At 58.0% G+C, this 11,010-nt stretch carries 14 protein-coding genes; 12 read left to right on the top strand and 2 right to left on the bottom strand.

Translation table 11 applies throughout. The features are described from left to right. The first annotated feature begins 150 nt into the window (after nucleotides 1–150). From fdhD to ET34_RS0111365, 3 genes are all read left to right on the top strand, one after another. Nucleotides 151–975 (top strand): formate dehydrogenase accessory sulfurtransferase FdhD, encoded by an 825-nt coding sequence (gene fdhD / locus ET34_RS0111375; RefSeq protein ID WP_072002012.1) that lies wholly within the window; start codon nucleotides 151–153, stop codon nucleotides 973–975. A gap of 125 nt (nucleotides 976–1,100) precedes the next feature. After that, on the top strand, nucleotides 1,101–1,310 hold the full coding sequence (locus ET34_RS0111370; RefSeq protein WP_031522136.1) for a YdgH/BhsA/McbA-like domain containing protein: 210 nt from the start codon (nucleotides 1,101–1,103) through the stop codon (nucleotides 1,308–1,310). A 176-nt stretch (nucleotides 1,311–1,486) separates the two neighbouring features. Next, nucleotides 1,487–2,941 carry a flagellin N-terminal helical domain-containing protein gene (locus ET34_RS0111365; RefSeq protein WP_031522135.1) on the top strand — a complete coding sequence of 485 codons (1,455 nt, stop codon included), beginning with the start codon at nucleotides 1,487–1,489 and terminating at the stop codon, nucleotides 2,939–2,941. On the opposite strand, the gene ET34_RS0111360 is transcribed toward ET34_RS0111365, so the two are convergent. Continuing rightward, nucleotides 2,942–3,265: an AzlD domain-containing protein gene (locus ET34_RS0111360; protein ID WP_031522133.1), complete on the bottom strand. Its 324-nt coding sequence runs from the start codon at nucleotides 3,263–3,265 to the stop codon at nucleotides 2,942–2,944. Continuing rightward, on the bottom strand, nucleotides 3,265–3,927 hold the full coding sequence (locus tag ET34_RS0111355) for an AzlC family ABC transporter permease (RefSeq protein ID WP_031522131.1): 663 nt from the start codon (nucleotides 3,925–3,927) through the stop codon (nucleotides 3,265–3,267). Before ET34_RS0111355 ends, ET34_RS0111360 begins: the two co-directional genes overlap by 1 nt. A 100-nt stretch (nucleotides 3,928–4,027) precedes the next feature. Here ET34_RS0111355 and ET34_RS0111350 point away from each other — a divergent pair, with 100 nt between their 5' ends. The 9 genes from ET34_RS0111350 (at nucleotide 4,028) to ET34_RS0111310 (ending at nucleotide 10,999) form a co-directional block, all read left to right on the top strand. Beyond that, nucleotides 4,028–4,576 (top strand): helix-turn-helix domain-containing protein, encoded by a 549-nt coding sequence (locus tag ET34_RS0111350; RefSeq protein WP_031522129.1) that lies wholly within the window; start codon nucleotides 4,028–4,030, stop codon nucleotides 4,574–4,576. A 133-nt stretch (nucleotides 4,577–4,709) separates the two neighbouring features. Beyond that, nucleotides 4,710–4,919: a YdgH/BhsA/McbA-like domain containing protein gene (locus ET34_RS0111345; RefSeq protein ID WP_031522128.1), complete on the top strand. Its 210-nt coding sequence runs from the start codon at nucleotides 4,710–4,712 to the stop codon at nucleotides 4,917–4,919. Between the two features lie 107 nt (nucleotides 4,920–5,026). Then, nucleotides 5,027–6,037 (top strand): LacI family DNA-binding transcriptional regulator, encoded by a 1,011-nt coding sequence (locus ET34_RS0111340; RefSeq protein ID WP_031522126.1) that lies wholly within the window; start codon nucleotides 5,027–5,029, stop codon nucleotides 6,035–6,037. A 102-nt stretch (nucleotides 6,038–6,139) separates the two neighbouring features. Next, complete coding sequence (locus ET34_RS0111335; protein WP_031522125.1) at nucleotides 6,140–8,263, top strand: alpha-galactosidase; 2,124 nt, start codon at nucleotides 6,140–6,142, stop codon at nucleotides 8,261–8,263. 51 nt (nucleotides 8,264–8,314) lie between these two features. Next, nucleotides 8,315–9,589 (top strand): MFS transporter, encoded by a 1,275-nt coding sequence (locus tag ET34_RS0111330; protein WP_031522123.1) that lies wholly within the window; start codon nucleotides 8,315–8,317, stop codon nucleotides 9,587–9,589. A gap of 118 nt (nucleotides 9,590–9,707) precedes the next feature. Then, a complete protein-coding gene (locus tag ET34_RS0111325; protein ID WP_051640521.1) occupies nucleotides 9,708–9,938 on the top strand; it encodes an AbrB/MazE/SpoVT family DNA-binding domain-containing protein in 231 nt (76 codons plus the stop codon). 12 nt (nucleotides 9,939–9,950) lie between these two features. Beyond that, nucleotides 9,951–10,307: a type II toxin-antitoxin system PemK/MazF family toxin gene (locus tag ET34_RS0111320; protein WP_236633843.1), complete on the top strand. Its 357-nt coding sequence runs from the start codon at nucleotides 9,951–9,953 to the stop codon at nucleotides 10,305–10,307. Between the two features lie 145 nt (nucleotides 10,308–10,452). Then, on the top strand, nucleotides 10,453–10,719 hold the full coding sequence (locus tag ET34_RS0111315) for a type II toxin-antitoxin system ParD family antitoxin (RefSeq protein ID WP_031522118.1): 267 nt from the start codon (nucleotides 10,453–10,455) through the stop codon (nucleotides 10,717–10,719). Then, complete coding sequence (locus ET34_RS0111310; protein ID WP_051640520.1) at nucleotides 10,700–10,999, top strand: type II toxin-antitoxin system RelE/ParE family toxin; 300 nt, start codon at nucleotides 10,700–10,702, stop codon at nucleotides 10,997–10,999. The genes ET34_RS0111315 and ET34_RS0111310 overlap by 20 nt, the downstream gene beginning before the upstream one ends. The last annotated feature ends 11 nt before the right edge of the window (nucleotides 11,000–11,010 follow it).

The raw sequence follows: 11,010 nt of genomic DNA, 5'->3' as shown, positions 1-11,010 counted from the left end.
AAGCAGCGGATACGTTGGGGATTTAGTTTTTGTTTTGCGGTCAAAGCCGCAAAGGTTCAGAATTGCTGTTTTCCCACCTCAGTCCCTGAAGCGAAGGGCCACGAGAATACCATAATGCCGGTGTGGCTGTTCCAATACGGTTAAAAAAAAGTGAAGAATATTTCATCAGCACAGAACGAAAGTGTGACTCAAATCACAGGCGCCAAATCCGTTTCGCTGTGGCAGCGCGATGCGCTCGACCATACCCGCGAGGATATGCTGGCGGAAGAAGAGCCCGTAGCGCTGGTCTACAACGGTATTTCACATGTGGTGATGATGGCTTCCCCCAAGGATCTGGAACTTTTCGCCCTTGGTTTCTCGTTATCGGAAGGCATTGTTGAATCTTCACACGAAATTTACGGAATGGATATTGTCCAGGGGTGTAATGGCACGGAAGTCCAAATAGAGTTATCCAGCCGGCGCTTTATGGGTTTAAAAGCGCGCCGTCGCCAGCTCGCCGGGCGTACCGGCTGTGGCGTCTGCGGCGTTGAGCAGCTGGAAGATATTGGCAAGCCCTTGACGCCATTGCCTTTTACTCAAACCTTCGATCTGGCAAACCTTGATGCGGCACTAACCACCCTGAAGACGTTCCAGCCGGTCGGGCAGCTCACGGGTTGTACTCACGCCGCCGCCTGGCTAACCCCTTCGGGTGAGGCGACGGGTGGACATGAGGATGTCGGTCGCCACGTCGCACTCGATAAACTGCTGGGTCGCCGCGCACGGGAAGGCTGGAGCGACGGTGCCGTGCTGGTCAGCAGCCGCGCCAGCTACGAGATGGTGCAGAAGTCTGCCATGTGCGGCGTGGAGATCCTGTTTGCCGTCTCGGCCGCCACGTCGCTGGCGGTTGACGTGGCCGAACGCTGCAACCTGACGCTGGTCGGCTTCAGCAAACCGGGCCGGGCGACCATCTATACCCATCCGCAGCGTCTGCGCTAATCATTCAAAAATTTTGATTTTTATCAGCAAAAGCTTGTGCTTTTTATAAGCACAGGCTTGCCCTATGATTTATCACATCGAGGCAGACCGCCTCACATCAAACTAAATCATTAAGGGTCTACATCATGAAAAACATCAAAACTTTTGTTGCTGTTATCGCACTGGCTTCCTCTTTCGGTGCTTTCGCTTCCCAGACCATTACCGCGACCGGTTCTACCCTGGACGCGACCGAAGCGAAAATCGCCGCTCAGGCGCAGGATATGGGCGCTTCCTACAAAATCACTTCAGCGTTCAACCGTAATCAGGTCCACATGACCGCAGAATTGACCAAATAAGACTGCTTTACCGTAGAAAGAGCGCCTGAGGGCGCTTTTTTTTTGCGTGCTAACTAGCTGAAACCAAACGCCACGCGGCTTCCAGGGGCGTTGGTCATTAAAAAAACACTTAAAGCGAAATTTCTCTGGGCCGATATAGCATGTATTCGGGAAACCGTCCGTATGTGAATACCGCTATGATCACTTTAAATTCCAATCTCTACGCCGATAAAACGAGAAATAACCAGACTAAAGTCGAATCTGCACTGAGTCAGGCAATGGAGCGGCTATCTTCAGGGATGAGAATCAACGGCGCGCGCGATGACGCCGCCGGACAGGCTATTGCTAACCGTATGACGGCGAATCTGCGCGCCGACAGCGCGGTGGCGCGTGGCATTGACGACGGGATCAGCCTGTCGCAGACCGCCGAGGGCGGGCTGGCCAACATCAGCAACCTGCTGATCCGCGCCAAAGAGCTGGCGGTGCAGGCGGCGACCGGCACGTTATCGCTGGAGGACCGCGCCAGCATTCAGAAAGAGTTCGAGTCCATCAGCGCCACCATCAACCATATCTCGAATAACACCGAGATTTTTGGCAAGTATCCGCTGGCGACCGATGACCCGGAGCTGCCGCCGCTGGTGTATGGCGACGTGCCGCCGCTCAGCGTGAAGTTCCCGACGCCTGGGACCGACTATAACTTCACCTCCGGTATCGTGCCGCTGGCCTATGTGCCTGCCGGCGCGACTAACGTGGTGATCACCATCAACTCGCTGGGGCTGGACGATGATATTCAGCTCTTCACCCGCGACGGTAAGCATATTGTCGGTACGCCGTTCAACGATGCCAACCCGGACTACACCTGGGTGAGCAAAGGGATCACGGACGACGCCTCGGCGAATGCGAAGTTTATTAATGAGTCGAACGGCTTTTTGCCGGGCGCGAGCTATGACGACAGTTCCCTGACGCAGGGCGGGCCGATCTGGGTATTTAACGGTGGCGCGACCGCGACGCTGAACGGCCTGACGATCCGCTACAGCGGCGATACCGATCGCTACGAAGACGCGTCAAATGGCGGCTTCAACGATGGGCAGAACGGCGCGCAGATGCAGGAACGTCTCCGCCTGTTGGGCACCGTGCCGGAAGATCTGATTGTGATGGTAGTGGGAAACGGTTCGTTCAGCAGCAACGTCACCTGGAGTTCGTTGCCGGCACCGACGATGGTGCCGGCGAAACCACCGCGCGCCAGTGAGCCGATTGAGATTGTGACCAGCGCCAACTTCGGCGATGAGATCAGCAAAAAAACCATTGCGCCAACGCCGGCCGATACCAAAACGTTAGGGATTTCGAAAAGTAAACTCGACCCGGCAGAAGAGGCCAGCAAAGCGCTGGGCGCGCTCGATAAGGCGCTGGAAAAGGTGAGCGGCTACCGCAGCGAGTACGGCAGCCACATCAACACCTTCGAATCCGCCAAAGCCACGCTGGCGCAGAGCACGCTTGCCACCACGGCAGCGCGCAGCCGCATTGAAGATGCTGACTACGCGATGGAAGTGAGCAAGATGAGCCGGGCGCAGATTATCTCTCAGGCGAGCACCGCGGTACTGGTGCAGGCGAATCAGATGCCGGAAGTGGCGCTGACCCTACTGAAAGGCTAATCAGGGTACGCCAAGCAGACGCAGCCCGGCGGTAACTGCCGCCGCGGCGATAATCACGATGATCAGCGGCGTTTTACGCCACGCCAGCAGTACCGCCACCGCAACACCGCACAGGCGCGCCATCCCGGCGAAACTGGTGCCGGAATAGAGCGTGGTGGCGAGCGCTACCGCGAACAGCAGCGTGGTGGCCGCATCGGACAGCATCGCCTGAGAGCGCTCGGAGAGCGCCATGCGGCTGCCCAGTTTCGCGCCGCCAAAACGCATCAGCCAGGTGCCAAGCGACAGCACCACAATGCCAGCAATCACTAACAGCGTAGCGTGCATCATTTCTTCCTCGTCAGAACGCCCAGCAGCGACAGCAGCACCGGCAGGCCCACCGGTGCGAACGGCACCGCCGCCAGGGAAATAGCCGCGCCGCTGGTCGCGCGGATCAGGGTGGTACGATTTTTCAACGCCGGGATCACCAGTGCCAACAGAATGGCCGGGAAGACCGCATCAAGCCCAATCGCTTCAGGCGACGGCAGCAGCGAGCCAATCACGCTCCCCAGCAGCGCACCGAGCGGCCACAGCGTCGCCACCCCCAGCCCGCACAGCCAGAACGCGGCTTTACGCTGTTCGTGAGTGGACTGCGCGAGGCCAAACACCACGCTTTCATCATTCATAATGTGGCAGCCGAGCAGGGCGGCCGCGCGATTACCCACCAGGTCCCGCACCGCCACGCCAAACGGAATATGCCGGGCGTTCACCAGCAGACCAGCCGCCGCCGCGGCCAGTGGATGCCCGCCGCTGGCAATAATGCCAATAAACATAAACTCTGACGCGCCGGCGAGTACGGTGATCGACAGCACCAGCGGCAGCCAGAGCGGGAAGCCGTAGGCCATTGCTAATGAACCATAAGAGACGCCGACCACCGCAACCGCGAGGCACACCAGGAAAATCGCTTTTCTGGTATCGGCGCTCAGGCAAGAGAAACGTTGAGTGAACATAGATCTTTAGCCATATCGAACGAGTATCCATTATAATGAACACAGCGAATTTAAATTTCAAGCGAACGATCGTTCGTTTTACAGAACACCGGAGCCGTAAATGACACCGCCCATTGATGTGATTTCCAGAAGCCTGGTGCGCGAACGCGCCCGAACCGGGCTATCGCTGGCCGAGATTGCGCGCCGCGCCGGGATCGCCAAATCAACCCTGTCCCAGCTGGAAGCGGGTAATGGTAATCCCAGTCTCGAAACCCTGTGGTCGCTGTGCGTAGCGCTTGGCATCCCGTTTGCGCGCCTGTTTGAACCTCAGGCTGCCCAGACGCAGGTTATTCGCCGCGGGGAGGGCACTAAGGTGGTGGCAGAGCAGGCCAACTATCAGGCCATTTTACTGGCGACCTGTCCGCCCGGCGCGCGCCGTGACATCTACCTGCTGATGGCAGAGCCGGGGGCGGACCGGGTATCGCACCCGCATCCGCCGGGTTCCGTCGAACATATCATTATTACCCAGGGGCGGGCGCTGGTCGGGCTGACGGAGGCGCCGGAAGAGCTGCACCAGGGGGATTACATCTGCTATCCCGCCGATCGGGAGCACGTTTTCCGCGCGCTGGAGCCAGCTACCCAGGCGCTGCTGGTGGCAGAGCAGAACTGATAAATATTTGTTCAATTTTTATGAACAAGCTCAGCAAATCCTTCCGCTTTTTGTTCAGGGAAGAGGGGGCTATTATTAACCCATCGAAGGCAATCAGCCTTCTCCCTGACAAAATAAGATGAAGGAATACCCGATGAAAACTATCAAAACTTTTGTTGCAGTTATCGCCCTGACTTCTGCTTTTGGTGCTTTCGCTGGCCAGACCGTGACCGCAACCGGTTCTACCCTCGATGATACCGAAGCGAAAATCGCTGCGCAGGCGCATGAGATGGGCGCATCCTATAAAATCACCTCCGCGTTCAATCGCGACCAGGTTTATATGACCGCTGAACTGACTAAATAAATGAATTCATGTCGAAAGAGCGCCTGAGGGCGCTTTTTTTGTTATATGGACTCGGTGACGGGGATGCGCGACACTAGCCCGCGATCACTCTTTACGGGCCGCTCACCATGTCGCTAAAAGCCATCGCCACACATCTGGGTCTTTCCGTCACCACCGTCAGCCGTGCGCTGAACGGCTATGACGACGTGTCGCAGGAGACCCGGGCGCGCGTCGAGGCGGAAGCACAGCGTCGCGGCTATCGGCCAAATACCTTCGCCCGCCGTCTGAAGATGGGCAAAATCGACGCTGTCGGACTGGTGTTCCCGGTGCTGCCCGCCCCGCTGAATAACAGCGTGTTTCTCGGGATGGTAGGCGAGATCAGTCGCGAACTGGCGCAGTACGAAATCGATCTGCTGCTGATTGCTGATGACGATCTGGCGGACCGCCACAGCTATATGCGCCAGGTGCAGAGCCGCCGCGTCGATGCCCTGATCGTCGCGCACACCCTCGATAACGATCCCCGGCTGCAGGAGTTACAGCGCGCGAATTTCCCTTTCCTGGCGCTGGGTCGCAGCCAGCTTGCGCAGCCCTACGCCTGGTTTGATTTCGATAATCAGGCCGGAACGCGGCAGGCAACGGAGCGTCTGATTGCGCTCGGCCATCAGCGCATTGCCCTGCTCGGGGAGAACAACAGCCAGGCGTTTATCACCCAGCGTCGGGACGGCTGGCGCGACGCGCTGCGGGCGTACCATCTCTCTGATGCATGGCTGCGCCTGCTGCCGCCTACCCGTCGCGCCGGGTATAAAGCTACACTGGAGCTGCTCGCACTGCCCACGCCGCCCACGGCGATCGTCACGGACTGCAACTCCCATGGCGACGGCGCGGCGATGGCACTTCAAACCCTCGGTCGTCTGCAAGGCGATAACGCGGTATCGCTGGTGGTGTACGACGGACTGCCGCCGGACAGCATCGTTGAACTTGATGTTGCTGCTGTGATCCAGTCCACCCGTCAGGGCGTGGGGCAGCAGATTGCCGACATGGTGCGCCGCCTTATTGCCGGTGAGCCGCTGACGCAGCTGCAGGTGCTCTGGCAGCCAGAATTTTTCCCCGGTGTGACCCTGAATACACCCCCGCAGTAATTCTCAATAATTTAACAACGCTCACATAACCGAAACGTTGTGGTTGGCATCCGAAACGTTTCGGATCAACAGTTAAAGCGGACCCGATTCAGGAGATGCTTTATGGAAGAGACCTGTTACCGCCTCACCAGCAATGCCACCGACGTGATCATTGTCCTCGCACCATTCCCGGAAATTGTTTACTGGGGGGCACATCTTGCCTGGTTTTCGCCGCAGGATTGCCACAGTTTGACGCGCCCGGTTGCTAACGGGCGGCTGGATGTTGATTCCCCGATTACCCTGATGGCAGAGAGCGGTCATGGCCTGTTTGGCGCGCCAGGCCTGGAAGGGCATCGCAACGGCCAGGACGCCTCACCGGTGTTTACCCCGGTAAGGGTTGAGCAGCAGGGCAATGCCCTGACGATCTTCTGCGAGGACGTGAACGCCGGTCTGGGGCTGGTCAGTGAACTGGTGCTGACCGACAGCGGCGTGCTGAAGGTGCGCCACGCGCTCACCAACCAGCGTGCGCAGCCGTGGCAGGTGGATCGCTTCGCCGTCACGCTGCCGGTGCCGGAGCGGGCGGGGGAGGTGATGGCGTTTCACGGTCGATGGATCCGCGAGTTCCAGCCGCACCGCGTAGCGCTGAGCCATGACGGCTTCGTGCTGGAAAACCGTCGCGGGCGCACGTCGCATGAACACTTTCCGGCGCTGATTGCCGGCACGCCGGGCTTCCACGAGCAGCAGGGCGATGTCTGGGGCGTGCATCTTGGCTGGAGCGGCAACCACCGTATCAAGTGCGAAGCGAAAACCGATGGTCGCCGTCTGATCCAGGCCGAAGCGCTCTATTTGCCTGGCGAAATGGCGCTGGAAGAAGGGGAAACGCTGCATACTCCGTGGCTCTATGCCAGCTTCTCCGCTACCGGGTTAAACGGCATGAGCCAGCAGTTCCACCGCTTCCTGCGTGACGAGATTATCCGCTTCCCCGGCGACAAGCCGCGCCCGGTGCATCTCAATACCTGGGAAGGCATCTATTTTGATCATGACCCGGCGTACATCATGCAGATGGCGAGCCGCGCCGCCGAACTGGGCGTCGAGCGCTTTATCATCGATGACGGCTGGTTTAAGGGGCGCAACGACGACCATGCTGCGCTCGGCGACTGGTATCTTGATGAGAACAAGTATCCGGACGGCCTGATGCCGGTGATCAACTATGTGAAATCCCTCGGCATGGAGTTCGGTATCTGGGTGGAGCCGGAGATGATTAATCCCGATTCCGACCTCTGCCGCGCGCATCCCGACTGGGTACTGGCGCTGCCGGGCTACCCGAAAACCACCGGACGCCACCAGTGGGTGCTGAACCTGAGTATTCCCGAGGCGTTTGACTATCTGGTGGAGCGCCTGAGCTGGCTGCTGGGTGAGCATCCCGTCGATTACGTGAAGTGGGACATGAACCGCGAGCTGGTACAGCCGGGGCATCATGGCAGGGCCGCGGCAGATGCCCAGACGCGTCAGTTTTATCGCCTGCTCGACACCCTGCGGACACGCTTCCCGCAGGTGGAGTTTGAGTCCTGCGCCTCGGGCGGAGGACGTATCGACTATGAGGTACTGACCCGCAGCCACCGTTTCTGGGCCTCCGATAACAACGATGCGCTGGAGCGCAGCACCATCCAGCGCGGCATGAGCTATTTCTTCCCGCCGGAAGTGATGGGCGCGCATATCGGCAACAGTCACTGTCATGCCACGTTTCGCCAGCACAGCATTGCCTTCCGCGGCCTGACTGCGCTGTTTGGTCATATGGGGCTGGAGCTGGACCCGGTCACCGCCGATGCCGACGAATACGCAGGCTATCAGCGCTACGCCACGCTCTACAAGCGCTGGCGCGGGCTGATCCATTCCGGCACGATGTGGCGGGTGGCGATGCCGGACAACACCACGCAGGTACAGGGCGTGGTGAGCGAAGACAAAACCCAGGGGCTGTGGCTGGTGAGCCAGCTGGCGATGCCGGATTACACGCTGCCTGGCGCCCTGAGAATACCGGGCCTGGAGCCGGGCGCGCGTTACCAGATTCGGCTGGAAGATCCGTCCACCCTGCCGTTAACCGGTGCCGGCGGGCATACCATGCGCAAGCTGCCAGGCTGGATGACTTCGCCAGTCAGCGCCAGCGGCGAATGGCTGGCGCAGGCCGGGCTACAGCTGCCGGTAATGGACCCGGAAACGGCCCTGCTGATTGTCGTTGAACGAGTGTAACGGAGCGGGGCCGCATGGCCCCGACGCGCCACGCCTTTGAGGATATCCTGAATGAACACCACCGCCTGTACCTACAAAAATAACCCTAACTTCTGGATTTTCGGTCTGTTCTTTTTTCTCTACTTCTTTGTCATGGCGACCTGCTTTCCGTTCCTGCCGATCTGGCTGTCGGACATCATTGGCCTGAACAAAACCGATACCGGGATCGTCTTCTCCTGCATCTCGCTGGCCGCCATCAGCTTCCAGCCGCTGCTTGGCGTGATTTCCGATAAGCTCGGGCTGAAGAAGCACCTGCTGTGGATCATCACCCTGCTGCTGGTGCTGTTCGCGCCGTTTTTCCTCTACGTTTTCGGTCCGCTGCTGAAGGTGAATATCTGGCTCGGAGCGCTAAGTGGCGGGCTGTATATCGGCTTCGTCTTTTCATCCGGCTCGGCGGCGATTGAGGCTTATATTGAACGCGTCAGCCGCAACAGCGCGTTTGAGTACGGCAAGGCACGCATGTTCGGCTGCCTCGGCTGGGGGCTGTGCGCCTCCACCGCTGGCATCCTGTTCAATGTTAATCCGGCGCTGGTGTTCTGGATGGGGTCCGGCGCGGCACTGCTGATGATGGTGCTGCTGATCCTGGCGCGGCCGAAACCTAATCAGACGGCGCAGGTGATGGGCGCGCTCGGGGCTAACCAGCCGCAGATCACCGCGAAGATGGTATTTGGCCTGTTCCGTCTGCCAAAGATGTGGATGTTCATTCTGTACGTTGTCGGCGTGGCCTGCGTCTATGACGTGTTTGATCAGCAGTTCGCGACCTTCTTTAAATCCTTCTTCGCCACGCCGGAAGCGGGTACGCGGGCATTTGGCTTTGCCACCACCGCCGGGGAGCTGTGCAATGCCATCATCATGTTCTGCTCGCCGTGGATCATTAACCGCATCGGCGCGAAAAATACTCTGCTGATCGCCGGTACCATTATGGCGACACGCATTATCGGCTCGGCATTCGCCACCACCGTGGTGGAAGTGGTGGCGCTGAAAATGCTGCACGCGCTGGAAGTGCCGTTCCTGCTGGTGGGTGCCTTCAAGTACATTACCGGCGTGTTCGATACGCGCCTTTCCGCCACCATCTATCTGATTGGTTTCCAGTTCTCCAAGCAGATGATGGCGATCTTCCTCTCCGCCTTCGCCGGCAATATGTATGACCGCATCGGCTTCCAGGATACCTACCTGATGCTCGGCTGCTTCGTGCTGACCGTGACGGTGGTATCGGCGTTTACGCTCTCATCCAGCAAACGTAAAGGTGCGGTAGCGCAGCCAGAGGAGCTGGCGCAGCGCGTATAATATTTAAACAGCGTTACAGCTCGCGGATGATTATGTTATGCTCAAAAGTGTTACTTTGTGAGACCTGGGGTCTGAAATGAATGCAACAAGGCTAAGGCAACAAGGTGGGGCGGTCATCATGACCATCCCTAAAGAAACGCTGACGCAAATGAACTGGGAAGCAGGAATGGTGGTGGAATTGCACCCTGCCGGGCAATCGCTGACGGTAACATCGAAACAGCCGCGTCCGCGTGGGAAAAAATCACTCGCCGAGCTGCTTAAGGGTATCGACGAGGATGAAATTCAACAGCTTAACGAGGCGATGGGCGATGTGCTGAACTCACCACCCGTTGGCAAGGAGATCGTGTAGATGGCACCAGGGATGAAATTTCCGCATAAGGGAGAAATCTGGCACGTAAATGGCGACCCGACAAAAGGCCGTGAATTTCAGGGTCCACACTATTATCTGGTGATTACCGACAAACAGCTGGTTAAAGCATTGGGCGTCGCCACCTGCGTGCCCATTACCACAGGTGGAAGCGCCGCGCGATCTGCACAGGTTACGGTCATGCTGGACGGCGGCAGTACCGATAAAGGCAGCGTAACCGGTGTGGCCCTGTGTTACATGCTGAGAAGTATGGATCTCAAAGCACGTGGCGCCCGGTATCACTCCACGGTAGAAGCCGCCGTCATGCGTGAGGTACTTGATAAGGTTGTTGATCTTATCGACCCACAGTAAACGCGTTATTTGTTACTACATAAAAAAGCCCGCTCGCGCGGGCTTTTTTTGTCATACCTGAGGACAATTTCTCACTGTCTTCCTGCTGGAAAAGTAACCAGAGTCAGGGTACTATTGTAAGATTAGTTCTTACAGTGGAGGCAATATGGCGCGTACCATGACCGTCGATCTGGGTGAAGAGCTTCGTGGTTTTGTGGAGTCTCTGATCGCTACCGGAGACTACCGAACGCAAAGCGAAGTGATTCGGGACTCGCTGCGTTTACTGCGAGAACAGCAGGCGCAGTCGCATCTGCAGCAGTTGCGAGCGCTCATCAATGAAGGGGTGAACAGCGGTGCCCCGCAAGAGTGGAAGCAGGATGCTTTCCTTCAAAACCTAAAAGCCAGGGATCGGCATGATGACGAGACGGATTGAGCTAACGCCGAAAGCCAGTGAGGACATGGAAGCGATCTGGCGCTATGGCAAGGGCCGGTTTGGGGAGGCACAGGCGGATAACTATATTGGAAAGCTTTCTTCGCATTTCGATATGCTTGCCCGCCATGACGTTGGGATTAAGCGCCCTGAGTTGAGTAAAGGTATTTACTCTTTTGCTTGCGCCCACCACGTACTCTTTTTTTTCCGTACCGACATGTCCATTACTGTTGTTCGCGTATTACACCATTCGCAGGACGTGATGCTTCACCTTTCCCTGTAAGGCATAAAAGC

Origin of the sequence: Siccibacter colletis (genome assembly GCF_000696575.1) — a bacterium.
Taxonomy (GTDB): domain Bacteria; phylum Pseudomonadota; class Gammaproteobacteria; order Enterobacterales; family Enterobacteriaceae; genus Siccibacter; species Siccibacter colletis.
The sequence above is the reverse complement of the archived record's forward strand: the minus strand, read 5'-3'. Positions and strand labels throughout refer to the sequence as shown.

What these genes read in the sequence shown, in the direction of transcription:
- ET34_RS0111370 (WP_031522136.1), top strand. Translation starts at nt 1,101, where the DNA reads ATGAAAAACATCAAAACTTTTGTTGCTGTTATCGCACTGGCTTCCTCT.
- ET34_RS0111365 (WP_031522135.1), top strand. Translation starts at nt 1,487, where the DNA reads ATGATCACTTTAAATTCCAATCTCTACGCCGATAAAACGAGAAATAAC.
- ET34_RS0111360 (WP_031522133.1), bottom strand. Translation starts at nt 3,265, where the DNA reads ATGCACGCTACGCTGTTAGTGATTGCTGGCATTGTGGTGCTGTCGCTT.
- ET34_RS0111355 (WP_031522131.1), bottom strand. Translation starts at nt 3,927, where the DNA reads ATGTTCACTCAACGTTTCTCTTGCCTGAGCGCCGATACCAGAAAAGCG.
- ET34_RS0111350 (WP_031522129.1), top strand. Translation starts at nt 4,028, where the DNA reads ATGACACCGCCCATTGATGTGATTTCCAGAAGCCTGGTGCGCGAACGC.
- ET34_RS0111345 (WP_031522128.1), top strand. Translation starts at nt 4,710, where the DNA reads ATGAAAACTATCAAAACTTTTGTTGCAGTTATCGCCCTGACTTCTGCT.
- ET34_RS0111340 (WP_031522126.1), top strand. Translation starts at nt 5,027, where the DNA reads ATGTCGCTAAAAGCCATCGCCACACATCTGGGTCTTTCCGTCACCACC.
- ET34_RS0111335 (WP_031522125.1), top strand. Translation starts at nt 6,140, where the DNA reads ATGGAAGAGACCTGTTACCGCCTCACCAGCAATGCCACCGACGTGATC.
- ET34_RS0111330 (WP_031522123.1), top strand. Translation starts at nt 8,315, where the DNA reads ATGAACACCACCGCCTGTACCTACAAAAATAACCCTAACTTCTGGATT.
- ET34_RS0111325 (WP_051640521.1), top strand. Translation starts at nt 9,708, where the DNA reads ATGACCATCCCTAAAGAAACGCTGACGCAAATGAACTGGGAAGCAGGA.
- ET34_RS0111320 (WP_236633843.1), top strand. Translation starts at nt 9,951, where the DNA reads ATGAAATTTCCGCATAAGGGAGAAATCTGGCACGTAAATGGCGACCCG.
- ET34_RS0111315 (WP_031522118.1), top strand. Translation starts at nt 10,453, where the DNA reads ATGGCGCGTACCATGACCGTCGATCTGGGTGAAGAGCTTCGTGGTTTT.
- ET34_RS0111310 (WP_051640520.1), top strand. Translation starts at nt 10,700, where the DNA reads ATGATGACGAGACGGATTGAGCTAACGCCGAAAGCCAGTGAGGACATG.